This is a genomic window from Escherichia sp. MOD1-EC6475, from assembly GCF_003046645.1.
GTDB classification, from domain to species: Bacteria; Pseudomonadota; Gammaproteobacteria; order Enterobacterales; family Enterobacteriaceae; genus Escherichia; species Escherichia ruysiae.
On the sequence record NZ_PZKQ01000091.1, the window covers coordinates 1 to 24,305 of the forward strand.

At 51.1% G+C, this 24,305-nt stretch carries 22 protein-coding genes and 5 tRNA genes; 16 read left to right on the forward strand and 11 right to left on the reverse strand.

The annotated features are described in order from the left end of the window. Nucleotides 1–87: 87 nt before the first annotated feature. Together norW and norV are read right to left on the reverse strand one after the other, a co-directional pair. Nucleotides 88–1,221, reverse strand: coding sequence for an NADH:flavorubredoxin reductase NorW (gene norW, locus A7589_RS21880; protein ID WP_000064714.1), 1,134 nt, complete (start codon nucleotides 1,219–1,221; stop codon nucleotides 88–90). Beyond that, nucleotides 1,218–2,657 carry an anaerobic nitric oxide reductase flavorubredoxin gene (gene norV, locus A7589_RS21885; RefSeq protein ID WP_000029631.1) on the reverse strand — a complete coding sequence of 480 codons (1,440 nt, stop codon included), beginning with the start codon at nucleotides 2,655–2,657 and terminating at the stop codon, nucleotides 1,218–1,220. The genes norW and norV overlap by 4 nt, the downstream gene beginning before the upstream one ends. 186 nt (nucleotides 2,658–2,843) lie before the next feature. On the opposite strand from norV, the gene norR reads away from it, so the two are divergent. After that, entirely contained in the window at nucleotides 2,844–4,358 is a 1,515-nt protein-coding gene (gene norR, locus A7589_RS21890) for a nitric oxide reductase transcriptional regulator NorR (protein WP_000010741.1), read from the forward strand. On the opposite strand, the gene gutQ is transcribed toward norR, so the two are convergent. From gutQ to srlA, 7 genes are all read right to left on the reverse strand, one after another. Then, entirely contained in the window at nucleotides 4,355–5,320 is a 966-nt protein-coding gene (gene gutQ / locus A7589_RS21895) for an arabinose-5-phosphate isomerase GutQ (RefSeq protein ID WP_001287440.1), read from the reverse strand. The genes norR and gutQ overlap by 4 nt on opposite strands. Then, nucleotides 5,313–6,086, reverse strand: coding sequence for a glucitol operon DNA-binding transcriptional repressor SrlR (gene srlR, locus A7589_RS21900; protein WP_000804555.1), 774 nt, complete (start codon nucleotides 6,084–6,086; stop codon nucleotides 5,313–5,315). Before srlR ends, gutQ begins: the two co-directional genes overlap by 8 nt. 66 nt (nucleotides 6,087–6,152) lie before the next feature. After that, the gene (gene gutM, locus A7589_RS21905; protein ID WP_000252896.1) at nucleotides 6,153–6,512 is read right to left on the reverse strand and encodes a transcriptional regulator GutM; all 360 of its coding nucleotides are present in this window, start codon (nucleotides 6,510–6,512) and stop codon (nucleotides 6,153–6,155) included. 118 nt (nucleotides 6,513–6,630) lie between these two features. Continuing rightward, the gene (gene srlD, locus A7589_RS21910; protein WP_001077345.1) at nucleotides 6,631–7,410 is read right to left on the reverse strand and encodes a sorbitol-6-phosphate dehydrogenase; all 780 of its coding nucleotides are present in this window, start codon (nucleotides 7,408–7,410) and stop codon (nucleotides 6,631–6,633) included. Nucleotides 7,411–7,413: 3 nt separating this feature from the next. Continuing rightward, nucleotides 7,414–7,785 carry a PTS glucitol/sorbitol transporter subunit IIA gene (gene srlB / locus A7589_RS21915; protein WP_000216197.1) on the reverse strand — a complete coding sequence of 124 codons (372 nt, stop codon included), beginning with the start codon at nucleotides 7,783–7,785 and terminating at the stop codon, nucleotides 7,414–7,416. A gap of 10 nt (nucleotides 7,786–7,795) precedes the next feature. Next, nucleotides 7,796–8,755, reverse strand: coding sequence for a PTS glucitol/sorbitol transporter subunit IIB (srlE, locus tag A7589_RS21920; RefSeq protein ID WP_000196923.1), 960 nt, complete (start codon nucleotides 8,753–8,755; stop codon nucleotides 7,796–7,798). Continuing rightward, nucleotides 8,752–9,315, reverse strand: coding sequence for a PTS glucitol/sorbitol transporter subunit IIC (gene srlA, locus A7589_RS21925; protein ID WP_000573315.1), 564 nt, complete (start codon nucleotides 9,313–9,315; stop codon nucleotides 8,752–8,754). The genes srlE and srlA overlap by 4 nt, the downstream gene beginning before the upstream one ends. Nucleotides 9,316–9,570: 255 nt before the next feature. On the opposite strand from srlA, the gene mltB reads away from it, so the two are divergent. Beyond that, nucleotides 9,571–10,656, forward strand: a complete 1,086-nt coding sequence (mltB, locus tag A7589_RS21930) for a lytic murein transglycosylase B (protein ID WP_000476834.1) — start codon at nucleotides 9,571–9,573, stop codon at nucleotides 10,654–10,656. 38 nt (nucleotides 10,657–10,694) lie between these two features. Here the strand turns inward: mltB and A7589_RS21935 are convergent, their stop codons facing one another. Then, on the reverse strand, nucleotides 10,695–10,943 hold the full coding sequence (locus A7589_RS21935; RefSeq protein WP_000201678.1) for a hypothetical protein: 249 nt from the start codon (nucleotides 10,941–10,943) through the stop codon (nucleotides 10,695–10,697). A 180-nt stretch (nucleotides 10,944–11,123) separates the two neighbouring features. Here A7589_RS21935 and pncC point away from each other — a divergent pair, with 180 nt between their 5' ends. From pncC to luxS, 14 genes are all read left to right on the forward strand, one after another. Beyond that, on the forward strand, nucleotides 11,124–11,621 hold the full coding sequence (pncC, locus tag A7589_RS21940; RefSeq protein WP_010353997.1) for a nicotinamide-nucleotide amidase: 498 nt from the start codon (nucleotides 11,124–11,126) through the stop codon (nucleotides 11,619–11,621). 79 nt (nucleotides 11,622–11,700) lie between these two features. Then, complete coding sequence (gene recA, locus A7589_RS21945; protein ID WP_000963153.1) at nucleotides 11,701–12,762, forward strand: recombinase RecA; 1,062 nt, start codon at nucleotides 11,701–11,703, stop codon at nucleotides 12,760–12,762. A 238-nt stretch (nucleotides 12,763–13,000) separates the two neighbouring features. Then, nucleotides 13,001–13,501 carry a recombination regulator RecX gene (gene recX, locus A7589_RS21950; RefSeq protein WP_000140363.1) on the forward strand — a complete coding sequence of 167 codons (501 nt, stop codon included), beginning with the start codon at nucleotides 13,001–13,003 and terminating at the stop codon, nucleotides 13,499–13,501. 128 nt (nucleotides 13,502–13,629) lie between these two features. Beyond that, a complete protein-coding gene (gene alaS, locus A7589_RS21955; RefSeq protein ID WP_000047207.1) occupies nucleotides 13,630–16,260 on the forward strand; it encodes an alanine--tRNA ligase in 2,631 nt (876 codons plus the stop codon). 234 nt (nucleotides 16,261–16,494) lie between these two features. Beyond that, the gene (gene csrA, locus A7589_RS21960; protein WP_000906486.1) at nucleotides 16,495–16,680 is read left to right on the forward strand and encodes a carbon storage regulator CsrA; all 186 of its coding nucleotides are present in this window, start codon (nucleotides 16,495–16,497) and stop codon (nucleotides 16,678–16,680) included. 315 nt (nucleotides 16,681–16,995) lie between these two features. Next, nucleotides 16,996–17,088, forward strand: a tRNA-Ser gene (locus tag A7589_RS21965). A gap of 3 nt (nucleotides 17,089–17,091) precedes the next feature. Further along, nucleotides 17,092–17,168: transfer RNA gene (locus tag A7589_RS21970), tRNA-Arg, on the forward strand. A gap of 64 nt (nucleotides 17,169–17,232) precedes the next feature. Then, nucleotides 17,233–17,309 (forward strand) — tRNA-Arg (locus A7589_RS21975). A gap of 62 nt (nucleotides 17,310–17,371) precedes the next feature. Next, nucleotides 17,372–17,448, forward strand: a tRNA-Arg gene (locus tag A7589_RS21980). A gap of 63 nt (nucleotides 17,449–17,511) precedes the next feature. Further along, nucleotides 17,512–17,588 (forward strand) — tRNA-Arg (locus A7589_RS21985). 278 nt (nucleotides 17,589–17,866) lie between these two features. Continuing rightward, nucleotides 17,867–18,433: a fructose-1-phosphate/6-phosphogluconate phosphatase gene (yqaB, locus tag A7589_RS21990; RefSeq protein ID WP_000273322.1), complete on the forward strand. Its 567-nt coding sequence runs from the start codon at nucleotides 17,867–17,869 to the stop codon at nucleotides 18,431–18,433. Beyond that, nucleotides 18,430–18,858, forward strand: coding sequence for a YqaA family protein (locus A7589_RS21995; protein ID WP_000004483.1), 429 nt, complete (start codon nucleotides 18,430–18,432; stop codon nucleotides 18,856–18,858). The genes yqaB and A7589_RS21995 overlap by 4 nt, the downstream gene beginning before the upstream one ends. A 72-nt stretch (nucleotides 18,859–18,930) precedes the next feature. Continuing rightward, nucleotides 18,931–20,487, forward strand: coding sequence for a glutamate--cysteine ligase (gene gshA / locus A7589_RS22000; protein WP_000611832.1), 1,557 nt, complete (start codon nucleotides 18,931–18,933; stop codon nucleotides 20,485–20,487). A 149-nt stretch (nucleotides 20,488–20,636) separates the two neighbouring features. After that, nucleotides 20,637–21,152 carry an S-ribosylhomocysteine lyase gene (gene luxS / locus A7589_RS22005; protein WP_001130203.1) on the forward strand — a complete coding sequence of 172 codons (516 nt, stop codon included), beginning with the start codon at nucleotides 20,637–20,639 and terminating at the stop codon, nucleotides 21,150–21,152. Between the two features lie 118 nt (nucleotides 21,153–21,270). On the opposite strand, the gene A7589_RS22010 is transcribed toward luxS, so the two are convergent. Further along, complete coding sequence (locus tag A7589_RS22010; RefSeq protein WP_108189016.1) at nucleotides 21,271–23,862, reverse strand: autotransporter outer membrane beta-barrel domain-containing protein; 2,592 nt, start codon at nucleotides 23,860–23,862, stop codon at nucleotides 21,271–21,273. Nucleotides 23,863–24,305: the final 443 nt, after the last annotated feature.

Here is a 24,305-nt window from a genome sequence, read left to right on the forward strand (position 1 = left end):
TCCATCACATCGGCCTACACATGCGTCCCCGTAGGTCGGATAAGACGCGCCAGCGTCGCATCCGACATTTTAGGCACAGTAGCCCACCTACACCGGCAACGTTTTCAACAATCCGAACGCCTCTTTCATCCGATCCTCGCTGACCACAAAGGCGCGAAGCTGGTCGGCATCATCAACGCCGCGCGCCACCATCCCCTGGCTTTCTGTATTAATCTGCCAGCGTAAATCCTGACGCTGGGTTTCGCCTGCCAGATGCAGCGGTAATTCCGGCGTTTTGATTTTCACCAACATCGCCGGTAGTTTCAGCGGCGTGTTATTGCCGAGAAGATTTTTTGCCAGCACCATCGCGCTAAGTTGAATCGGCTGGAGGAACGGCAGTACCTGACCGTTAATTTCTGCGCAATCGCCCAGCGCATAAATATCGGCATTACTGGTTTGCAGATAACTATCGACGCAAACGCCGCGATTAATCGTCAGCCCGGCGCGTCGTGCCAGGGCGGTTTCCGGGAGCAGTCCGGTTGCGGCAATTACCGCATCCACTTCGATGCTGCGTTGGCGATCCAGCGTTGCCCGAATGCCAGAATCCGTTTTTTCCAGCCCCTGCAACTGAGATTTCAACAGCAGATGAACGCCCATCTCCGTCAACCGATGCTGCAAGCGGCTGCTTACTTCCGGTGGCATTAACGATGCCAGAATACTGGCAGCGTTGTCGATTAGCGTGACCGCTTTGCCTGCACGACAAAAATCCATCGCCAGTTCGCTACCAATCAAACCACCGCCGACAATCAACACGCGTCGGGCATCCCGCAGTTGCGTTTCACAGGCGCGATACTCTTGCTGACTATTTAACGTCAGCATTAACTCACGCCCGGGCACTGGCGGGACAAAGGCGCTGGCACCGGTTGCCAGCACTAACTTGTCATATTGCCACTGATTATTCTGACTTTTCACCACATGGGCTTCGGCATCGATATCCGTCACCCAGGTGTGCGGAAACAGGCGCAGATTAAACTGCTCGGCAAATTCACCTGCCGTCTGGCGGGTAAGGTCGTCGGCACGTTGCCCCTGACTGATCACATGGCTGAGGTCAGGTTTGTTGTACTCATCCATGCTGTCGGCGGCAATCAGGGTTAACGGAATACTGGCGTCCTGTTTGCGAATATTTTTCACCAGTTGGCGGGCGGCGAAGCCCGAACCAATGATCACAATGCCGTTGCTCATTTTGCCTCCGATGCCAGTTCGTCAAAGACGTCTTTACCGAGGGAACATTCCGGGCACAGGAAGTTGTCCGGGACTTCACTCCACGGCGTTCCTGGTGCAACGTCCTGCATTGGCTCGCCTTTTACCGGATCGTAAATCCACTGGCAGACGCTGCACTGCATCCGTGGGCCGAGGTCAGCCGTCGTGGTGGCATAGGTTTCTTCTTTAACCACCGTATTCACCGTGTTCTGCGGCAGCGGCGAAAGCGCCCATTGACGGGCAATTTCACGACCGTGTTCACGGCATAACTCCAGAGCGTCCTGATCCGGTCGCCATTTGGCTTTCAGGCTAAGCGACATTTCGAAACCTGCATCCTGCAGGCGAGTGGAAAGACGATCCACCGCACCGCCGCTCCAGCCGTGAGAGCCGAAAGCACTGGCGCGTTTATTACGAAAGCGCAATCCGGTCATCTCCTCCACCAGCCCGGCGATTTTCGGCATCATCACGTTATTCATCGTCGAAGTGCCGACCAGCACGCCTTTTGAGCGGAAGACATTGGTCAGGATTTCGTTTTTATCGCTTCGGGCGACGTTGAAAATTTTCACCGCTACGCGCGGGTCGGTTTCCGCGATCCCCTGGGCGATAGCGTCAGCCATCATGCGGGTATTATTCGACATGGTGTCGTAGAAAATGGTGATTCTGTCTTCCTGATAATCCGCCGCCCATTTCAGGTACAGCTCGACAATTTGCGTCGGGTTATCGCGCCATACCACGCCGTGAGAGGTCGCTATCATATCGACCGGCAAGTTAAAGCCGAGGATCTCGGTGATTTTCGGTGTTACCAGGCGGCTGAACGGCGTCAGGATATTGGCGTAGTAACGCTGGCACTGCTCGAAAAGCTCGGTCTGATCCACTTCATCGTTGAACAGATGCTCGTCGCAGTAGTGCTGACCGAAAGCATCGTTACTGAACAGCACTGCGTCGCCCGTCAGGTAAGTCATCATGCTGTCCGGCCAGTGCAGCATTGGCGTTTCGACAAAAATGAGTTGCTTGCCGTTGCCGATATCCAGCGTGTCTCCGGTTTTCACCACGTTGAAATTCCACTCAGGATGATGGTGATGACCATTTATCGAATCGATCGCGTTTGCAGTGCAGTAGATCGGCGTATCCGGAATTTGCGCCATCAGTTCGGTCAGCGCCCCGGCGTGATCCTCTTCAGCATGGTTAATCACGATGTAATCAATATCCGCCAGATCGATTTCATTACGCAGGTTCTGTACAAATTCGCGGCTGAATTTATGGTCAACGGTGTCGATCAGCACGTTTTTTTCTTCGCGAATGAGGTAGCTGTTGTAGCTGCTGCCGCGCAGCGTTTTATATTCCGTGCCGTGAAAATCACGTACTTCCCAGTCACGTTGACCCACCCAATGAATGTTATTTTTCACCACAATAGACATAGCAACCTCAATTTATTCAGCGTGTTCTAAAAAGATGTCTTGTTAATTGCAGATTGCGTGCCAGTTTTTTATCTGATTGTTTTTACTATATAAATTTATTTGTGCTCATTAGTGAGTAGTCAAAATGACTATCAATAAAATGGTCGATATGACAATATCTATAGTCAAATTGACAGTGAGGCAAAGATGAGTTTTTCCGTTGATGTGCTGGCGAATATCGCCATCGAATTGCAGCGTGGGATTGGTCATCAGGATCGTTTTCAGCGCCTGATCACCACGCTGCGTCAGGTGCTGGAGTGCGATGCGTCTGCGTTGCTACGTTACGACTCGCGGCAGTTTATTCCCCTTGCCATCGACGGTCTGGCAAAGGATGTACTCGGTAGACGCTTTGCGCTGGAAGGGCATCCACGGCTGGAAGCGATTGCCCGCGCCGGGGACGTGGTGCGCTTTCCCGCAGACAGCGAATTGCCCGATCCCTATGACGGTTTGATTCCTGGGCAGGAGAGTCTGAAGGTTCACGCCTGCGTTGGTCTGCCATTGTTTGCCGGGCAAAACCTGATCGGCGCACTGACGCTCGACGGGATGCAGCCCGATCAGTTCGATGTTTTCAGCGACGAAGAGTTACGGCTGATTGCCGCGCTGGCGGCGGGAGCGTTAAGCAATGCGTTGTTGATTGAACAACTGGAAAGCCAGAATATGCTGCCAGGCGATGCCGCGCCGTTTGAAGCGGTGAAACAGACGCAGATGATCGGTCTGTCGCCAGGTATGACGCAATTAAAAAAAGAGATTGAGATTGTGGCGGCGTCCGATCTCAACGTCTTAATCAGCGGCGAGACGGGAACCGGTAAGGAGCTGGTGGCGAAAGCGATTCATGAAGCCTCGCCACGGGCGGTGAATCCGCTGGTCTATCTCAACTGTGCCGCACTGCCGGAAAGTGTGGCGGAAAGTGAGTTGTTCGGGCACGTAAAAGGGGCGTTTACTGGTGCTATCAGTAACCGCAGCGGGAAGTTTGAAATGGCGGATAACGGCACGCTGTTTCTGGATGAGATCGGCGAGTTGTCGTTGGCATTGCAGGCCAAGCTGCTGCGGGTGTTGCAGTATGGCGATATTCAGCGCGTTGGCGATGACCGCAGTTTGCGGGTCGATGTGCGCGTGCTGGCGGCGACTAACCGCGACTTGCGTGAAGAGGTGCTGGCAGGGCGATTCCGCGCTGATTTGTTCCATCGCCTGAGCGTGTTTCCGCTTTCGGTGCCGCCGCTGCGTGAGCGGGGCGATGACGTCACTCTTCTGGCGGGGTATTTCTGTGAGCAGTGCCGTTTGCGGCTGGGGCTCTCTCGCGTAGTGTTAAGTTCCGGAGCGCGAAATTTACTGCAACACTACAGTTTTCCGGGAAACGTGCGTGAACTGGAACATGCTATTCATCGGGCGGTAGTACTGTCGAGAGCCACCCGCAGCGGCGATGAAGTGATTCTTGAGGCGCAACATTTTGCTTTTCCAGAAGTGACGGTGCCGCCGCCAGAAGTGGCAGCGGTGCCCGTTGTTAAGCAAAACCTGCGTGAAGCGACAGAAGCGTTCCAGCGTGAAACCATTCGCCAGGCGCTGGTGCAAAATCATCACAACTGGGCTGCCTGCGCGCGGATGCTGGAAACTGACGTCGCCAACCTGCATCGGCTGGCGAAACGTCTGGGGTTGAAGGATTAAATAATCCCGGCCTGATAGAAATCCTGCAGGTTAATTGCGCCGGTGAGTTTGCCGTTTTCATCCACCACCGGTGCGGCAGTGATTTTGCGCTTCATCAGGATTTCTTTGGCGTCGATAGCGCGACTTTGTGCTTGTAATGTGGTTCCGCCAGTCGTCATCGCTTCATTAACCGGCGTGGTGAGTGCGCCGCCGCCAACCAGCCAGCGACGTAAATCGCCGTCGGTAAAGACGCCTTGTACCTGTTGTTGAGCGTCACATACTGCCACCAGACCTAATCCGGTGCGGCTGAGTTCCAGCATCGCATCCATCACGCTGGCGGTTAACGCTACCTGCGGGATGGCATCATCACGGCGCATCAGATGATGTACTTTATTCAGCAAGCGAGCGCCCAGCGCGCCGGCAGGGTGGGAGCGGGCAAAATCTTCTTCATTAAATCCGCGCGCCTGCATGACCGCCATCGCCAGCGCGTCGCCCATCATCAGGGTATTGACGGTGCTGGAGGTCGGCGCAAGGTGCATCGGGCAGGCTTCGCGTTCTACGGAAATATCCAGCACTGCTTTCGCCGCCAGACCCAGCGGTGATGTCGGTTTGCCGGTCATCGCCAGCAGGGCGATAGATTTATCTTCCAGACGCGGAATAATCAGATCCAGTTCCTTCGCGCCACCGGAGTAAGAGATAAACAGCATCACATCGCGGCTTTCAATCATCCCCAGGTCGCCGTGCAGTGCTTCTGCCGGATGGACAAAAAAAGCCGGTGTGCCGGTGCTGGCAAGCGTTGCGGCGATCTTTTTGCCAATGTGGCCCGATTTGCCAATTCCCGAAACCACCACTTTGCCTTCGCAGTGCAGGATGATATTGGCGGCGCGAACAAAATCATCGCCCAGACGCTCCGGCAAACGGCTTGCTTCCTGCAACTCCAGCGTTAACGTCTGACGTCCCGCGTTCAGTAGTGCTTCACTCATTGCTCTCTCCGGTTATGATCACGTCGATCCCTTTCTCTTCCAGCGCCTGACGAAACGCCGGATCGATACCTGCGTCGGTAATCAGTTTATCGACGCTTTCAAGACTGCAAACTACGTTGGGGCTTTTACGGCCAAACTTTGATGAGTCAGCCATCAAAATCACTTCGCGCGCGGCATTGCACATTGCCTTACTGACGGTATAGACCTCGTTGAACGTAGTCACGCCCGCATTCAGATCGATGCCATCGGTGCCCATAAATAATTTATCGAAGGTGAAATGCTCGAAGGCATTTTCTGCCAGTTGCCCGTGAAATGAGGCCGATTTTTTGCGAAATGTTCCGCCTGGCATCAGGATGGTTTGTTCGTTATCCAGTTCGGATAGCGCGTTGACGATATGCAGGCTGTTGGTCATCACCGTGATGTTATTAAAGCGCGATAACATGGGGACCATCTGCAACACGGTACTGCCAGCATCGAGAATGATCGAATCGCCATCATGAATAAAACTAACGGCAGCTTCTGCAATCAGCTCTTTCTTGTGGGTGTTGATGAGCGTTTTATGATCGATAGGCGGATCGGATTCCTCTTTATTTAACACCACGCCGCCATAGGTTCGGATGACGGTTCCGGCATGTTCCAGAATAACCAGATCTTTGCGAATGGTGGTGCCTGTGGTGTCAAAGTATTGCGCCAATTCTTCAACCGAGCATTTCCCCTGCTTTTGCAGATACTCCAGAATGGCGGCCTGACGCTGACGAGGTTTCATGGGCGTGATTACCTGATTTAGGTTTCAAAATGATAACTTCGCAAGCTAGTAACATTCACAACGAAATTATCTACGTTTCAGTTTAAGCGCCAATGATAGAGCATTCTGTGATAGTGGATCATGGGGAAAGATCACATCGGGCTTTAAATCACCAGAATACATACCCTTAATTGCGGGAATTTTTTGTGGTGGGGCGAAAACGGTCAGTCCTTTCATAAACAAGGTGTCGGTGACGCGCTGCTGATCGTCCAGGGCGATGGCGACCACGACCCGTGGCTTAAAGCGCCCACTGGAACGGCCTACACCGACGCGCCCTTGCAGGCAGAGCGCGTCGAAGGCTCGATTAAAACGAGAAATTTGCCAGCCGCCTAAGGCCAGTTGCGCACACCAGGCGATAACGGCGACGGTGATGAGAGCTGATACCATAACTTCTCCTAAATGTGGGTACGGTTTTCCCCCTCACCCCAAAGAGGCGAGGGGATCGTCCGAACCCTTTTTGAACATTGTCATCAGTCTGAAATCCTAAAAGGATCTCCGCTGTTGATCAGAACATCACCTGACCACCGGTGACATTGATTGACTGTCCGGTGCAGTACGACGCTTTGGGACTGGCGTAGAACAGCAGCATATTCAGCACATCCTGATAATCGCAGCCGCGTTTGAGCGGTACTTTATCGATGTAATAGTGCTCGACTTCGTCCGGTTTGATACCCAGCTTGGTGGCGTATTGCGGCAACAGTGACTGGAACATCGGCGATTTCAGCAGGTTACCGAGCATCAGCGAATGCACCGTAATGCCGTACTCTGCCAGATCCAGCGCCAGTGATTGAGTCAGCCCTACGCCACCAAATTTCGCGGCGCTGTAGCCAGAGTTATGTTTACTGCCCACCTTGCCGGATTTCGAGTTGATCTGAATAATGCGTCCCTGAATGCCGTCGCGGATCATCAAACGCGAAAATTCACGCGCGCACAGGAAATAGCCCACCAGATTCACCTGTAGCGAACGGTCAAAATCGCCGAGCTGGAAATCGCTGATAAACGCTGCTTTTGCAATTCCGGCGCTGTAGACCAGTAAATCGACGCGACCAAAGATTTCATCTATCCCACGAGAGAGCGCCAGAACGCTCTGCTCGCTGGTGGCGTCAGCACCAAAACCGTACGCCGTTCCCTCACCATATTCGGCGTTAATTTCTTGCGCCACATTTGCGGCTTTGTCGCTCTGAATATCGACAACTGCCACACGATACCCCTCGGCAGCCAGACCATGGCACAGGAACGCGCCCAGAGTTTGCCCACCACCGATGACAACGGCAACCTGATTCATTTTTTACTCCTTAACAGATTCAAACTTCAAAACCGATCCCGGCGCGATATCGTCGGGTACAGGGCCTGCCACATGGACAGTGCCCGGAAATTCCGCTTCGCTTAAACCATCGAAGCGCAGGGTGACATGACCCAGTTCGCGAAGATTGTTCTCCGCCACGCTGCCAACGGCGGTCACCGGATAGCGATGCTGCCCGAGAGAAAATTGCAAACCGGGATGGAGTTCTCCTTTCAATTCGCCGTGGCAATGGATGAAGCAATACTCTTCGAGATCCGCAGGTGCGCCTTCACGAAAGGTGATGAGCATCTGGTCGCTGAAGGCGTCAGTGGCGCTCGCGCCGATACGGGTGATGGTGGTCTGATAAATAACGGTCATGTTTCAGCCTCTATTGATAGATAAAACCGGAGACAAACCAGGCGATCAGTACAGTTGGTGCGCCGGTCAAAAAGCGGCTCACCAGTACAGAAGGGACCCCGACGCGAACCGTGTCCTGACGGGCTTCCGCCAGCGATAAACCGACCGGGATAAAGTCGCAGGCCGCCTGCGCGTTGATGGCAAACAGCGCCGGTAAAGCCAGATGCGGCGGAATATTGCCGAGACCAATCTGCACACCAATCAATACGCCGATAACCTGCGCGATAACGGCGCCAGGCCCAAGGAAAGGCGAAAGCAGCGGGAAGGAGCAGATAAGCGCCAGCATTACCAGCCCCAGTGGATGGCTCGCCAGCGGAGCAAGACCGTGGGCAATCCAGTCGCCAAGGCCGGAGGCCATAATGATGCCGATGAGCGCCGAGACGAACGCCATAAACGGCAGAATGGTTTTTAATACGGTGTCGATAGTGTCGCGCCCGGACTGAAACAGCACGGCAACGGCAGACCCCATGCCCATTCCCACTTTCGCCAGTAAACCATCGCTTTGTTCGGTGATTTTCTTGCTGGCATCGTAGTCACGGCCTACGGAAGAGGGTTGCGGAGTTTCAGCGCCGACCACAGTAATATTTTCTTCTTTCACGCCAGAGACATAAATATCTTCCACGATGTACTGCGCCAGCGGACCGGACTTGCCCGTCGAGTGGATATTAATGGTGGGAATACGCCGTTTTGGATAGATGCCGCAGCGCAGTGTGCCGCCGCAGTCGATTACTGCAACGCCGATTTCCGCTTCCGCTGGTTCACCTTCTTTAAAGCCGTCGATAGCCTGCCAGCCAGTAAGTTGTGCCAGTTTGTCGACAATTGCTGGCCGGGTTCCGGCGGTGATATAGACGATTTTTTTACCTGGCGTGGCTTCCAGTTCAAGTGGGCCACCCCAGCCACCAGTGCCTTTTTCGATCTGAATACGCGTCATGATGTTGCTCCTGCCAGGTGAACTTTCTGTTCAAGTTGAATGCCCATCTTTCTCTCGAAAATGGCGGTGGTCAGGTCGGTCACCCAGCCACGGAAGAAGTTCGTAACCAGACCAACCAGCAGGTAGCTCACTGCCAGTGGGCCAAGTGGCAGATTCAGCGTCGTCAGACCGCTGGCAATTCCCAGATAAACAAACAGTTCGCCGGGGTTGATATGAGGGAAGAGACCGTTCATTGAGTGGCAGCTATAAGAAGCCGCCGCGTAATAGCTGGGTTTGAACTTTTCCGGCATAAAACGCCCCAGACTTAAGGTCATCGGGTTACAAAAAACAAACGTGCCAATACACGGTAATAGCAGGTAACGGGAAACAGGATTGCCGGCGCAACGTTGAGCAAATCGTTCAATGCGGTGCTGCCCGATAAAATTAATCAGCGCGTTCATGATTACCAGCAGGCTTATCAACAGCGGAAGAATGCCGGTCACCATCCCGGTAAACACCTCTCCACCTTTCTGGAACAGCCCGATGAACCACTCTGCGCCATGAGTAATGGTTTCTATCATTGTTCTCTCCTTTGAAATTTATTGTTTTATTACCAAACGGCAACACAATCTAATCAGATTGAAAGATTTAAAAGTGTTATTTTGATCGCAAAATGAAAGATAAATATTTTAATTTGAAAGTTTGGTTGAAAGGATGGTGAGGAAGGTGATTTGTGTTATGTAAAGTCCGTATTGGGCAGTGACTACCGCTTCCTTGTGCGGGGCGGGATGCTTTACCATACTTGCCCCTGGTTGAATCTGTTAAATGGACTCCTCATGTTCAAGCGTCGTTATGTAACATTGCTTCCCCTTTTTGTGTTGCTTGCCGCCTGTAGCAGCAAGCCAAAACCTACTGAGACTGAAACGACCACCGGAACGCCGTCCGGCGGCTTCCTGCTTGAGCCGCAGCACAATGTGATGCAGATGGGCGGTGACTTTGCTAACAACCCGAATGCGCAGCAGTTCATCGACAAAATGGTGAAAAAACACGGCTTCAATCGTCAGCAGTTGCAGGAAATCCTCTCCCAGGCGAAACGTCTGGATTCGGTACTGCGGCTGATGGATAACCAGGCACCAACCACATCGGTGAAGCCGCCATCTGGCCCGAACGGCGCATGGCTGCGTTATCGCAAAAAATTTATTACTCCGGATAACGTGCAGAACGGCGTGGTTTTCTGGAACCAGTATGAAGATGCGCTGAATCGCGCGTGGCAGGTATATGGCGTACCGCCGGAAATTATCGTCGGGATTATCGGCGTTGAAACCCGCTGGGGACGCGTGATGGGTAAAACTCGCATCCTCGATGCGTTGGCGACGCTGTCATTTAACTACCCGCGCCGCGCGGAGTATTTCTCTGGTGAACTGGAAACCTTCCTGCTAATGGCGCGCGATGAGCAGGACGATCCGCTCAATCTGAAAGGTTCCTTTGCCGGTGCAATGGGCTACGGTCAGTTTATGCCGTCGTCTTACAAACAATACGCAGTGGATTTCAGCGGCGACGGGCATATCAACCTGTGGGACCCGGTTGATGCCATTGGCAGCGTGGCGAACTATTTCAAAGCGCATGGCTGGGTGAAAGGCGATCAGGTCGCTGTAATGGCAAATGGTCAGGCTCCGGGGTTGCCAAATGGCTTCAAAACCAAGTACAGCATTTCACAACTTGCAGCGGCAGGGCTGACGCCACAGCAGCCACTGGGCAATCATCAGCAGGCCAGCTTGCTGCGTCTGGATGTCGGGACGGGGTATCAGTACTGGTACGGTTTGCCGAACTTCTACACTATTACCCGTTACAACCACAGCACTCACTACGCAATGGCGGTCTGGCAGTTAGGACAAGCCGTGGCGCTGGCGCGCGTACAGTAATTATTTGCAAGAGGGAGGTTAAACCTCCCTCTGCTATCTTACTGTTTATTCGAAAGAGATTGCTGACGTAATTGTTTGATTTTCTTAGACAGCGACACGGTATATCCCAGGCAGACAACGCCTAACGCAGCCTGACCAAAATCGAAAGGTTCAAGATAGCCGGAAGATAAAATCTTACATACCACTGCAATCAGGGCGCTGACGCCGCCAATGGTGACCCACATACGCATTTGCGTGGTCTGTTTGAGTACGTTTTGTGGGGTGTTATCCGTTTTCTTTGTTGCCATTACTTTTCTCTTCCTGTGAATACATATCAATGCGAACGCGGCATGGTAGCTTTTTTCTTTACTGGTTGGTCGTAACAGTCTTATTTCGGAATGCGACTCGTAAAATGAATCGCTCGTCCCCATCTTTTACGGGAAAGTGCTATCTTGTCCGGCATAAATATCTGACTGACAGAGGTTGTGATGACTGACAGTGAACTGATGCAATTAAGCGAGCAGGTAGGGCAGGCGCTGAAAGCCCGTGGCGCAATCGTAACAACCGCTGAGTCTTGTACCGGCGGCTGGGTGGCGAAAGTTATTACCGATATTGCTGGCAGTTCCGCCTGGTTTGAACGCGGATTTGTCACCTACAGTAACGAAGCTAAATCGCAGATGATCGGCGTGCGAGATGAGACGCTGGTGCAGCATGGCGCGGTGAGTGAACCCGTCGTGGTGGAAATGGCGATTGGCGCCCTGAAAGCGGCTCGTGCTGATTATGCTGTTTCTATCAGCGGTATCGCCGGGCCGGATGGCGGCAGCGAAGAGAAGCCAGTTGGCACTGTCTGGTTTGCTTTTGCTTCAGCCAGCGGCGAAGGTATTACCCGCCGGGAATGCTTCAGCGGTGACCGTGATGCCGTGCGTCGGAAGGCGACGGCTTATGCATTGCAGACGTTGTGGCAACAATTTCTACAAAACACTTGATACTGTATGAGCATACAGTATAATTGCTTCAACAGAATATATTGACTATCCGGTAATACCCGGCATGACAGGAGTAAAAATGGCTATCGACGAAAACAAACAGAAAGCGTTGGCGGCAGCACTGGGCCAGATTGAGAAACAATTTGGTAAAGGCTCCATCATGCGCCTGGGTGAAGACCGTTCTATGGATGTGGAAACCATCTCTACCGGTTCGCTTTCACTGGATATCGCGCTCGGGGCAGGCGGTCTGCCGATGGGCCGTATCGTCGAAATCTACGGACCGGAATCTTCCGGTAAAACGACACTGACGCTGCAGGTTATTGCCGCTGCGCAGCGTGAAGGTAAAACCTGTGCGTTTATCGATGCTGAACACGCGCTGGACCCGGTCTACGCACGTAAACTGGGTGTCGATATCGATAATCTGCTGTGCTCTCAGCCGGACACCGGCGAGCAGGCACTGGAAATCTGTGACGCCTTGGCGCGTTCTGGCGCCGTAGACGTTATCGTCGTTGACTCCGTTGCGGCACTGACGCCGAAAGCGGAAATCGAAGGCGAAATCGGCGACTCTCATATGGGCCTTGCGGCACGTATGATGAGCCAGGCGATGCGTAAGCTGGCGGGTAACCTGAAACAGTCCAACACGCTGCTGATCTTCATCAACCAGATCCGTATGAAAATTGGTGTGATGTTCGGTAACCCGGAAACCACAACCGGTGGTAACGCGCTGAAATTCTACGCCTCTGTTCGTCTTGATATCCGTCGTATCGGCGCGGTGAAAGAGGGCGAAAACGTGGTGGGTAGCGAAACCCGCGTGAAAGTGGTGAAGAACAAAATCGCTGCGCCATTTAAACAGGCTGAATTCCAGATCCTCTACGGCGAAGGTATTAACTTCTACGGCGAGCTGGTTGACCTGGGCGTGAAAGAGAAGCTGATCGAGAAAGCGGGTGCATGGTACAGCTACAAAGGCGAGAAAATCGGCCAGGGTAAAGCGAATGCAACTGCCTGGCTGAAAGACAACCCGGAAACCGCGAAAGAGATCGAGAAGAAAGTACGTGAGCTGCTGCTGAGCAACCCGAACTCAACGCCGGATTTCTCTGTAGATGACAGCGAAGGCGTAGCAGAAACTAACGAAGATTTTTAATCGTCTAGTTTGATGGACAAGGAGCGCATCTGCGGCTCTGAGACTGATGACAAACGCAAAATTGCCTGATGCGCTACGCTTATCAGGCCTACATGATCTCTGCAATGTATTGAATTTGCAAGGTTTGTAGGATAGATAAGATGTTCACGCCGCATCCGGCATGAACAACGCACACTTTGTCAGTAAAACCTGGGTCGCATTTGCGACCCTTTTGCTTTTTAAGTTTTAAGGATATGCCATGACAGAATCAATATCCCGTCGTCCGGCATATGCTCGCCTGTTGGATCGTGCGGTACGCATTCTGGCGGTACGCGATCACAGCGAGCAAGAATTGCGACGTAAACTCGCAGCACCGATTATGGGCAAAAATGGCCCGGAAGAGATTGATGCCACGGCAGAGGATTATGAACGTGTTATTGCCTGGTGCCATGAACATGGCTATCTCGATGACAGCCGATTTGTTGGGCGCTTTATCGCCAGCCGTAGCCGTAAAGGTTATGGACCAGCGCGTATTCGTCAGGAACTGAACCAGAAAGGTATCTCCCGAGAGGCCACAGAAAAAGCGATGCGTGAATGTGACATCGACTGGTGCGAACTGGCGCGCGATCAGGCTACGCGAAAATATGGCGAACCACTGCCAACAGTCTTTTCAGAAAAAGTTAAGATCCAGCGTTTTCTGCTCTATCGTGGCTATCTGATGGAAGATATCCAGGAGATTTGGCGAAATTTTGCCGACTGAACGCATACGGTATTTTACTTCCCAGTCAAGAAAACTTATCTTATTCCCACTTTTCAGTTACCAGCCCAGCGGTTATTAACTTGCTGCTGCTGGTGGCGATATTTCGTTAGCTTGATTTCAGGATAATTATGAGCAAGAGCACCGCTGAGATCCGTCAGGCGTTTCTCGACTTTTTCCATAGTAAGGGACATCAGGTAGTTGCCAGCAGCTCCCTGGTTCCCCATAACGACCCAACTTTGTTGTTTACCAACGCCGGGATGAACCAGTTCAAGGATGTGTTCCTTGGGCTCGACAAGCGTAATTATTCCCGCGCTACTACCTCCCAACGCTGCGTGCGTGCGGGGGGTAAACACAACGACCTGGAAAACGTCGGTTACACCGCGCGTCACCATACCTTCTTCGAGATGCTGGGCAACTTCAGCTTCGGCGACTATTTCAAACACGATGCCATTCAGTTTGCATGGGAATTACTGACCAGCGAAAAATGGTTTGCTCTGCCGAAAGAGCGTCTGTGGGTTACCGTCTATGAAAGCGACGACGAAGCCTACGAAATCTGGGAAAAAGAAGTTGGTATCCCGCGCGAACGTATTATTCGCATCGGTGATAACAAAGGTGCGCCATACGCGTCTGATAACTTCTGGCAGATGGGTGACACTGGTCCGTGCGGCCCGTGTACTGAAATTTTCTACGATCATGGTGACCACATCTGGGGTGGCCCTCCGGGAAGCCCGGAAGAAGACGGCGACCGCTATATTGAGATCTGGAACATCGTCTTCATGCAGTTCAACCGTCAGGCTGATGGCACGATGGAACCGCTGCCGAAGCCGTCTGTAGATACCGGTATGGGGCTGGAGCGTATTGCTGCGGTGCTGCAACACGTTAACTCTAACTATGACATCGACCTGTTCCGCACGCTGATCCAGGCGGTAGCGAAAGTCACTGGCGCGACCGATCTAAGCAACAAATCGCTGCGCGTAATCGCTGACCACATTCGTTCTTGTGCGTTCCTGATCGCGGATGGCGTAATGCCGTCCAACGAAAACCGTGGTTATGTACTGCGTCGTATCATTCGTCGCGCGGTGCGTCACGGCAATATGCTGGGCGCGAAAGAAACCTTCTTCTACAAGCTGGTGGGGCCACTGATCGAGGTCATGGGCTCTGCGGGTGAAGACCTGAAACGCCAACAGGCTCAGGTTGAGCAGGTGCTGAAAACTGAAGAAGAGCAGTTTGCGCGTACTCTGGAGCGCGGTCTGGCGCTGCTGGATGAAGAGCTGGCGAAACTTTCTGGCGATACGCTGGATGGCGAAACCGCTTTCCGTTTGTACGACACTTACGGCTTCCCGGTTGACCTGACGGCTGACGTTTGTCGTGAGCGCAACATCAAAGTTGACGAAGCTGGCTTTGAAGCAGCAATGGAAGAGCAGCGTCGTCGTGCGCGCGAAGCCAGCGGCTTTGGTGCTGATTACAACGCAATGATCCGTGTTGACAGTGCATCTGAATTTAAAGGCTATGACCATCTGGAACTGAACGGCAAAGTGACCGCGCTGTTTGTTGATGGTAAAGCGGTTGATGCCATCAATGCAGGCCAGGAAGCGGTAGTCGTGCTGGATCAAACGCCATTCTATGCAGAATCTGGCGGTCAGGTTGGCGATAAAGGCGAACTGAAAGGCGCAAACTTCTCCTTTGCGGTAGAAGATACGCAGAAATACGGCCAGGCGATTGGCCACATCGGTAAACTTGCTGCGGGTTCTCTGAAAGTGGGCGACGCGGTGCAGGCCGATGTTGATGAAGCGCGCCGTGCTCGTATTCGTCTGAATCACTCCGCAACGCACTTGATGCATGCTGCGCTGCGCCAGATTCTGGGTACTCATGTATCGCAGAAAGGTTCTCTGGTTAACGACAAAGTGCTGCGTTTCGACTTCTCACATAATGAAGCGATGAAACCAGAGGAAATTCGTGCCGTTGAGGATCTGGTGAACGCACAAATTCGTCGTAACTTGCCGATTGAAACCAACATCATGGATCTCGAGGCTGCGAAAGCGAAAGGCGCGATGGCGCTATTTGGCGAGAAGTATGATGAACGTGTACGTGTACTGAGCATGGGCGATTTCTCCACAGAGCTGTGTGGCGGTACTCACGCCAGCCGCACCGGTGATATCGGTCTGTTCCGTATTATCTCTGAATCGGGTACTGCTGCGGGCGTTCGTCGTATCGAAGCTGTAACCGGAGAAGGTGCTATTGCCACCGTTCATGCAGACAGCGATCGCTTAAGCGAAGTTGCGCATCTGCTGAAAGGCGATAGCAATAATCTGGCTGATAAAGTTCGTTCAGTACTGGAACGTACGCGTCAGTTGGAAAAAGAGCTACAACAGCTTAAAGAACAGGCTGCCGCGCAGGAGAGTGCAAATCTTTCCAGTAAGGCAATTGATGTTAATGGTGTTAAGCTGTTGGTTAGCGAGCTTAACGGTGTTGAGCCGAAGATGTTGCGTACCATGGTTGACGATTTAAAAAATCAGCTGGGGTCGACAATTATCGTGCTGGCAACGGTAGCCGAAGGTAAGGTTTCTCTGATTGCAGGCGTATCTAAGGACGTCACAGATCGTGTGAAAGCAGGGGAACTGATTGGTATGGTCGCTCAGCAGGTGGGCGGCAAGGGTGGTGGACGTCCTGACATGGCGCAAGCCGGTGGTACGGATGCTGCGGCCTTACCTGCAGCGTTAGCCAGTGTGAAAGGCTGGGTCAGCGCGAAATTGCAATAATATTAGCGTCAGGCAATGCCGTGGACTTGCTCCACGGCATTCGCATCAACGCTATCGACAACGATAAAGTCAGGTTGAAGTTGTGTATATCGGCTAAACTTAGGTTTAACAGAATGTAATGCCATGACTGCTTACATGTAATGTGTTTGTCATTGCTTACTTTTTGGCGTTATATGATGGATAATGCCGGGATACAGAGAGACCCGACTCTTTTAATCTTTCAAGGAGCAAAGAATGCTGATTCTGACTCGTCGAGTTGGTGAGACCCTCATGATTGGGGATGAGGTCACCGTGACAGTTTTAGGGGTAAAGGGCAACCAGGTACGTATTGGCGTAAATGCCCCGAAGGAAGTTTCTGTTCACCGTGAAGAGATCTACCAGCGTATCCAGGCTGAAAAATCCCAGCAGTCCAGTTACTAATCTTTCCGCGTCTCATCTTTAACGGTGAGACGCACCCTCAAAATCTCTCCTTCACTTCATTTTCTTTTCGCGTTACTCCCGTTCATTCAACGTTAACATCCATTTTTCTGCATCACGCCTGCCTGTCATAGGCCATTTTTTCTGTTGATAAAACACTCTTTTTGACGTTTTTACAGTCTAATTGAGCGTGAAGTGTGCAAACGATAAAAGTGTGGGAAAAATTGTTTGACTTATAAGTCTCAGAAAGTAATATGTGCGCCACGCAGCGACGATGAGCGATAAACAAGTTCTTCGAAGCACTCGTAAGAGGCGTGTGGTGAGGTGGCCGAGAGGCTGAAGGCGCTCCCCTGCTAAGGGAGTATGCGGTCAAAAGCTGCATCCGGGGTTCGAATCCCCGCCTCACCGCCATTTGCATCCGTAGCTCAGCTGGATAGAGTACTCGGCTACGAACCGAGCGGTCGGAGGTTCGAATCCTCCCGGATGCACCATCTCTTACTTGATATGGCTTTAGTAGCGGTATCAAAAAATCTGCAGTAAAGTAAGTTTCCCGATGCATCCGTAGCTCAGCTGGATAGAGTACTCGGCTACGAACCGAGCGGTCGGAGGTTCGAATCCTCCCGGATGCACCATCTCTTACTTGATATAGCTTTCGTAGCGATATCAATATCAGCAGTAAAATAAATTTCCCGATGCATCCGTAGCTCAGCTGGATAGAGTACTCGGCTACGAACCGAGCGGTCGGAGGTTCGAATCCTCCCGGATGCACCATTTCTTATTTGATATAGCTTTAGCAGCGGTATCAATATCAGCAGTAAAATAAATTTTCCCGATGCATCCGTAGCTCAGCTGGATAGAGTACTCGGCTACGAACCGAGCGGTCGGAGGTTCGAATCCTCCCGGATGCACCATATTCTCCGTAACCTTCAGCAATGAAGGTATCGAAGAGATAGCGGTATTAACCGCAGGCAGCAGGGAGGATAACGTTGCGCCAGCAACGGCCCGAAGGGCGAACGCCAGTGAGTCATCCTCCCGGATGCGCCATATTCTCCAAAAATTTCCTCCAAAAACATCTCATTTCTAAATAACTATTTTATCCATATCCTGAATAATCTTCCCCTTCGCATCGGCGACAAAATCAAGCAATTACGCTAAAGTAGCGTCATATTTTTCGACTTGCGAGAAGACAATGTACGAGCGTTATGCAGGTTTAATTTTTGATATGGATGGCACAATCCTGGATACAGAACCCACGCACCGTAAAGCGTGGCGTGAAGTATTAGGACGCTACGGTCTTCAGTACGATGTTCAGGCCATGATTGCGCTTAATGGCTCGCCCACCTGGCGTATAGCCCAGGCGATCATTGAGCTGAATCAGGCCGATCTCGATCCCCATGCATTAGCCCGCGAGAAAACCGATGCCGTAAGAAGCATGTTGCTCGATAGCGTCGAACCGCTTCCCCTTGTTGAAGTGGTGAAAAGCTGGCACGGTCGTCGCCCAATGGCTGTCGGTACGGGGAGTGAAAGCGCCATCGCTGAGGCGCTGCTAACGCACCTCGGATTACGTCGTTATTTCGATGTAGTCATTGCTGCCGATCACGTCAAACACCATAAACCTGCACCAGACACGTTTTTGCTGTGTGCGCAGCGTATGGGCGTGCAACCAACGCATTGCGTTGTCTTTGAAGATGCCGATTTTGGTATACAGGCCGCTCGCGCCGCAGGCATGGACGCCGTGGATGTTCGCTTGCTGTGAGTGAGTCGCTGTCGCTCTTCTCGTTGTTTGCCAGTAGTTTTCTCAGCGCTACACTATTACCCGGCAATTCGGAAGTTGTGCTGGTCGCAATGTTACTTTCTGGGGTGAGTCATCCCTGGGTTTTAGTATTAACAGCAACAATGGGTAATAGCCTTGGAGGGTTAACTAACGTTATCCTTGGGCGTTTCTTTCCATTGCGCAAAAGATCGCGCTGGCAAGAAAAAGCCATTGGCTGGCTGAAACGCTATGGCGCAGTCACACTCTTATTAAGCTGGATGCCAGTGATTGGCGACTTACTGTGTCTGTTAGCGGGATGGATGCGCATCTCGTGGGGACCAGTAATCTTTTTTTTGTGCCTTGGTAAAGCGTTGCGCTATGTTGCGGTTGCAGCAGCCACCGTTCAGGGCATGATGTGGTGGCACTAATTGTAGGCCTGCACACATGGCCACCATTACAGTTATGCTAATTAAAACGATTTTGACAGGCGGGAGGTCAATTTGATCCCGGACGTATCACAGGCGCTGGCCTGGCTGGAAAAACATCCTCAGGCATTAAAGGGGATACAGCGTGGTCTTGAGCGCGAAACTTTGCGTGTTAATCCAGATGGCACTCTGGCAACAACCGGTCATCCTGAAGCATTAGGTTCCGCACTGACGCATAAATGGATCACCACCGATTTTGCCGAAGCGTTACTGGAGTTCATTACGCCGGTCGATGGCGATATTGAGCATATGCTGGCCTTTATGCGCGATTTGCATCGCTATACCGCGCGTAATATTGGCGATGAGCGGATGTGGCCGTTAAGTATGCCATGTTACATCGCGGAAGGTCAGGATATCGAACTGGCGCAGTATGGAACGTCCAATACAGGGCGCTTTAAAACGCTGTACCGTGAAGGGCTGAAAAATCGCTATGGCGCGCTGATGCAAACCATCTCCGGCGTACACTACAACTTCTCGTTACCAATGGCATTCTGGCAGGCGAAGTGTGGTGATATCTCGGGCGTTGACGCCAAAGAGAAAATCTCTGCGGGCTACTTCCGCGCTATTCGTAACTACTATCGCTTCGGTTGGGTGATCCCGTACCTGTTTGGCGCTTCTCCGGCAATTTGTTCTTCTTTCCTGCAAGGTAAACCGACGTCGCTGCCGTTTGAGAAAACCGAATGCGGCATGTATTACCTGCCGTATGCGACATCGCTACGCTTGAGCGATCTGGGCTATACCAATAAATCGCAAAGTAATCTTGGTATTACTTTTAATGATCTCTACGAGTATGTAGCGGGTCTGAAGCGGGCAATTAAAACGCCGTCGGAAGAGTACGCGAAGATTGGTCTTGAGAAAGACGGCAAGCGGCTGCAAATCAACAGCAACGTGCTGCAGATTGAAAACGAGCTGTATGCGCCGATTCGTCCGAAACGCGTTACTCGCAGCGGCGAGTCGCCTTCTGATGCGCTGTTACGCGGCGGCATTGAATATATCGAAGTGCGTTCGCTGGATATCAACCCATTCTCGCCGATTGGTGTTGATGAGCAGCAGGTGCGTTTCCTCGACCTGTTTATGGTCTGGTGTGCGCTGGCTGATGCGCCGGAAATGAGCAGTAGTGAACTTGCCTGTACACGCGTCAACTGGAACCGGGTGATCCTCGAAGGACGTAAGCCGGGGCTGACGCTGGGAATTGGCTGTGAAACTGCGCAATTCCCGTTGCCGCAGGTGGGCAAAGATCTGTTCCGGGATCTGAAACGCGTCGCGCAAACGCTGGACAGCATTAACGGCGGCGAAGCGTATCAGAAAGTGTGTGATGAACTGGTGGCCTGCTTTGATAATCCCGATCTGACTTTCTCCGCCCGTATCTTACGGTCTATGATTGATACTGGCATTGGCGGAACTGGCAAAGCGTTCGGTGAGGCTTATCGCAATTTGTTACGTGAAGAGCCGCTGGAAATTCTGCGTGAAGACGATTTTATTGCCGAGCGCGAAGCGTCTAAACGCCGTCAGCAGGAAATGGAAGCCGCAGATACCGAGTCGTTCAAGGTGTGGCTGGAAAAACACAGCTGACAGAAAAGAAAAAGGCCACTCGTGAGTGGCCAAAATTTCATCTCTGAATTCAGGGATGATGATAACAAATGCGCGTCTTTCATATACTCAGACTCGCCTGGGAACAAAGAGTTCAGAATATTTTAAAAAAAATTACCGGAGGTGGCTAAATGCCGTTGTTAGATAGCTTCACAGTCGATCATACCCGGATGGAAGCGCCTGCAGTTCGGGTGGCAAAAACAATGAACACCCCGCATGGCGATGCAATCACCGTGTTCGATCTGCGTTTCTGCGTGCCGAACAAAGAAGTAATGCCAGAAAAAGGTATCCATACCCTGGAGCATCTGTTTGCTGGTTTTATGCGCAACCATCTTAACGGCAACGGCGTTGAGATTATTGATATCTCACCAATGGGTTGCCGCACCGGTTTCTATATGAGTCTGATTGGTACGCCAGATGAGCAACGTGTTGCTGATGCCTGGAAGGCGGCAATGGAAGATGTGCTGAAAGTGAAGGATCAAAATCAGATCCCGGAACTGAATGTCTACCAGTGCGGTACTTTCCAGATGCACTCGTTGCAGGAAGCTCAGGATATTGCACGTAACATTCTGGAACGCGACGTGCGTATCAACAGCAACGAGGAGCTGGCGCTGCCGAAAGAGAAGTTGCAGGAACTGCACATCTAGTCCGTTTAAGCAGAAGAAGCCGGGCGGTGATATCACTGTCCGGCTTGCCTGATGTGCTACGCTTATCAAGTTGATGCGGGGAGCGCGCCACCCGTACGTGACGGGCGGCAAAGTGGCATTAAAAGAGATATTTCATGCCCAGCATTCCCTGGGTATCGCTGTAACCATTGTCCCCCAACTGCTGGGCGACGTTGCCCCACAGTTGCAGACGCGGATTAAGCTGACCTTCCACCCCAACTTTTAACTCGCCGATGTTACGCGTGCCGATGATTTCATCGCTGATGCCATCCATCTTCACGCTGTAATTGCGGGAGTTATAAATCCAGTTGGTTTCCACGAAAGGCTGGAAGGAACGCGCTTTATTATCATCAATAGCATTATGACCTTGCAGGTATGCTTTCATCCCCAGACGCGTTTGCAGGTTACCTTCGGTGCTGTCCTCAACCAGAGTGCCGTTGTCTTCAGTATGATTGTCTGCCTTCACATCCATCCACGTCAGTTGCATTTTAGGCTGCAACCAGTAGCTGGTGCGGGCATCTGAGCTTTCACCAAGACGGAAGGTATAACCCGCTTCAATGGCGGCGGTGATACCGTCAGAGTGATATTTTTCACTGGGCAGATACTCACCGGAGACGGTGTTATCAAACCAGTTATAGAGCAACCAGCTATCAACATAAGTCCCTGTTTTATCTGCTTCGTTAGCGTACCAGGTGCCATACACGCCAACACTGTAGCCGTCGATTTGCCCGCGTGAGTTGTACCCGGTCAGGCTGGAATGTGTGTGACTCTTACTGTTGGCATAGCCAGCCATCAGGCCGAGATGCCAGCGATCGAGTGCGTTACTGCTCCATTGCGCAATATCGCCGCCAAGTTGCAGAACATAACGGTTGCTCTGGGTGTTCAGTTCATCCGAGCGATCCTTAAAGCGGTTATGTCCGCCAATGTTACGTAACCACAGACTGGTCGCTTTCTGCTCGCCAGTCAGCAGGTCGGTGTATTGTGTTTCCCCCAGACGGTCATGCAGTCGGGTATTAAACAGGGTATTTGCCGCCTGAATATTGGCCACATAGCTGCCAATCTCCGGGCGATACTGATGCTTTCTTTCCGGCTGCGGTTCAGGTGAAGCGGGTGTGTAAGGCGAAGGCGTGTAAGGTGAAGGTGTATCGGGAATTACAGGGTCAACAGGTGGTATAAGTGGGGTTTCACTGGTTAAGTACCAGTTCTGATCGTCACTTTTCGTCACGTTATAATCATAGGCTCCGGCAACAATACGGCCTTCTTTACTAAACGTACCCTCTGATGCCCCCGTTATTTCAACAATGCGGATACCTTCAAGCGTATCGGCGCCCTGACCACCGGCATTGTGAACACTCACACGGGTATGACCAGACGTGTTGCCTTTTACAATTAATTTATCGGTCGCGGAATTATCATCGCCGAGTTCGGTACGCATAACTAACAAACCGTTATTAGCGGTGTAATTGCCATTGATGGTGAGTGTGGCAGGCGTCAAATTGTTGCCATTTTTTGAGGATGATAGCGTTGCCGTACCTGCCAAATCCAGCTCATTTAAGGTTTGTGAAAAACCGTCTAAATCGATATTTCCTCCACTGGAGACGGCATAACTGGAGTTCGGGCTAAAGGTATCGTTGATACCGGCGCGCAGGGTGCCTTTACTAATATTTGTTTGACCAGAATAAGTATTTGCGCCAGTTAAAGTAGTGACTCCGGAACCCACCTGGTTAACCTCGCCTTTGCCAACGATATCTGCCGCCAGGATAAAATCTTCGCTGGAATGGTTGAAATTAATCTGGGCAGTACTATTCCCGACATCGCTTCCCATATGGATAATCGGCGTCTTGATTGTTCCCGCTTTCTGTTCGGCTTCTCCCTGCGCTCCACCAATGTTTAGAATACCGGTGCTTGTTTCGTCCATTCCAAGCCAGATAAATTGATTCGCGCTGACCGTGGCATTATTACTAACGGTAAGAATACCTTTTGCATCGTTCAGCAATGAGCCCAATCCCCCAAGGGAGATAAACTCATTCACGGCTAATGAAGGATTGTCACCATCAACCAGGGTTTCGCCGTATCCCGTTCCCTGAAAATTCTCCATATTTCCATTAAAGCCAATGATCATATCAACCGATGAGGTAAGATGACCGCCATGAGTGATTTCGAGTTTACCCGTCCCCTGATCGCCTACCATCACATACCGAGCGGCAACGGATGAACCCTCACCGTCAATAACGACCTGTCCCTGCGCCTGGTAATTAAATTCACCAATTCTGAATTCATTTAAATCGGTGATAGTACTGCCGCTAAGGACCATTAAGGTTCCTGAGCCGCCATTGGTTCCCAAATAAATATCACGTTGGTTAGGCGACGCATGGCTAAGTGTCAGATGAGAGTTATTTTCTAATTTTATTGTCCCTGACGTCGCATTACCTATGACGATTTTAGAAGTAGTCAGATCCCGCCCATCTATATTCAACGTTCCTTCACTTGTTGTTCCAACATTAAGATAACGAAATTGATCCCATACTGGTGAGTTATTTTCTGATGAAGATAAGGTTACGACATCATTATTATTGATGGTAACATCGCTGTTGATAGTGGTTGGTGGGGTCCATGCCAGGGAAACTGGTATTGATAACACGGTCGAAATAGCTATTGCCAGCGTTGACAAGGGATGCTTTTTGATATTCATAAAGTTCCTTCTCATCCTTATGATTTAATTTTAGATAAATAATCAACTCACAGTAACTACGTAAAAAAAATAGATTTTAACGTCTTTGGAACAGGTTACTGTTCTATCAAATGAAGAGTAGTGCGTGAAACCAATGTTTATAAATCAGTTTAATTTATGATTAATTTGATATTAATTTATTTTGATGGTTTAGGCGTTGCGCTGAAAAATAAGTTGCATAGTCTTCTGTAGTAAAAATCTTTAAATATCTTAATTGGTAAAAAATGATAAAAAGAAAAATGAGAAAAATCATCGAGATGTTTGTTGTCGATTTGTTTTGAATTTAACAATAGTAATGAATTAGTTTCATGTTTATTGTTTACACATCTTTTTAGAGATGAAAAACGCCAGGATTATTATCAAAAAATATAGTTGTCGTACATCGATGAAATGTATTCAAAATA

Bases quoted from the DNA above. Each gene is read 5' to 3' on its own strand.
- alaS (WP_000047207.1), top strand. From the start codon at position 13,630: ATGAGCAAGAGCACCGCTGAGATCCGTCAGGCGTTTCTCGACTTTTTC.
- srlB (WP_000216197.1), bottom strand. From the start codon at position 7,785: ATGACCGTTATTTATCAGACCACCATCACCCGTATCGGCGCGAGCGCC.
- A7589_RS22010 (WP_108189016.1), bottom strand. From the start codon at position 23,862: ATGAATATCAAAAAGCATCCCTTGTCAACGCTGGCAATAGCTATTTCG.
- srlE (WP_000196923.1), bottom strand. From the start codon at position 8,755: ATGACGCGTATTCAGATCGAAAAAGGCACTGGTGGCTGGGGTGGCCCA.
- recX (WP_000140363.1), top strand. From the start codon at position 13,001: ATGACAGAATCAATATCCCGTCGTCCGGCATATGCTCGCCTGTTGGAT.
- norV (WP_000029631.1), bottom strand. From the start codon at position 2,657: ATGTCTATTGTGGTGAAAAATAACATTCATTGGGTGGGTCAACGTGAC.
- yqaB (WP_000273322.1), top strand. From the start codon at position 17,867: ATGTACGAGCGTTATGCAGGTTTAATTTTTGATATGGATGGCACAATC.
- recA (WP_000963153.1), top strand. From the start codon at position 11,701: ATGGCTATCGACGAAAACAAACAGAAAGCGTTGGCGGCAGCACTGGGC.
- srlA (WP_000573315.1), bottom strand. From the start codon at position 9,315: ATGATAGAAACCATTACTCATGGCGCAGAGTGGTTCATCGGGCTGTTC.
- gutQ (WP_001287440.1), bottom strand. From the start codon at position 5,320: ATGAGTGAAGCACTACTGAACGCGGGACGTCAGACGTTAACGCTGGAG.
- mltB (WP_000476834.1), top strand. From the start codon at position 9,571: ATGTTCAAGCGTCGTTATGTAACATTGCTTCCCCTTTTTGTGTTGCTT.
- pncC (WP_010353997.1), top strand. From the start codon at position 11,124: ATGACTGACAGTGAACTGATGCAATTAAGCGAGCAGGTAGGGCAGGCG.
- luxS (WP_001130203.1), top strand. From the start codon at position 20,637: ATGCCGTTGTTAGATAGCTTCACAGTCGATCATACCCGGATGGAAGCG.
- norR (WP_000010741.1), top strand. From the start codon at position 2,844: ATGAGTTTTTCCGTTGATGTGCTGGCGAATATCGCCATCGAATTGCAG.
- csrA (WP_000906486.1), top strand. From the start codon at position 16,495: ATGCTGATTCTGACTCGTCGAGTTGGTGAGACCCTCATGATTGGGGAT.
- gutM (WP_000252896.1), bottom strand. From the start codon at position 6,512: ATGGTATCAGCTCTCATCACCGTCGCCGTTATCGCCTGGTGTGCGCAA.
- A7589_RS21935 (WP_000201678.1), bottom strand. From the start codon at position 10,943: ATGGCAACAAAGAAAACGGATAACACCCCACAAAACGTACTCAAACAG.
- norW (WP_000064714.1), bottom strand. From the start codon at position 1,221: ATGAGCAACGGCATTGTGATCATTGGTTCGGGCTTCGCCGCCCGCCAA.
- srlD (WP_001077345.1), bottom strand. From the start codon at position 7,410: ATGAATCAGGTTGCCGTTGTCATCGGTGGTGGGCAAACTCTGGGCGCG.
- srlR (WP_000804555.1), bottom strand. From the start codon at position 6,086: ATGAAACCTCGTCAGCGTCAGGCCGCCATTCTGGAGTATCTGCAAAAG.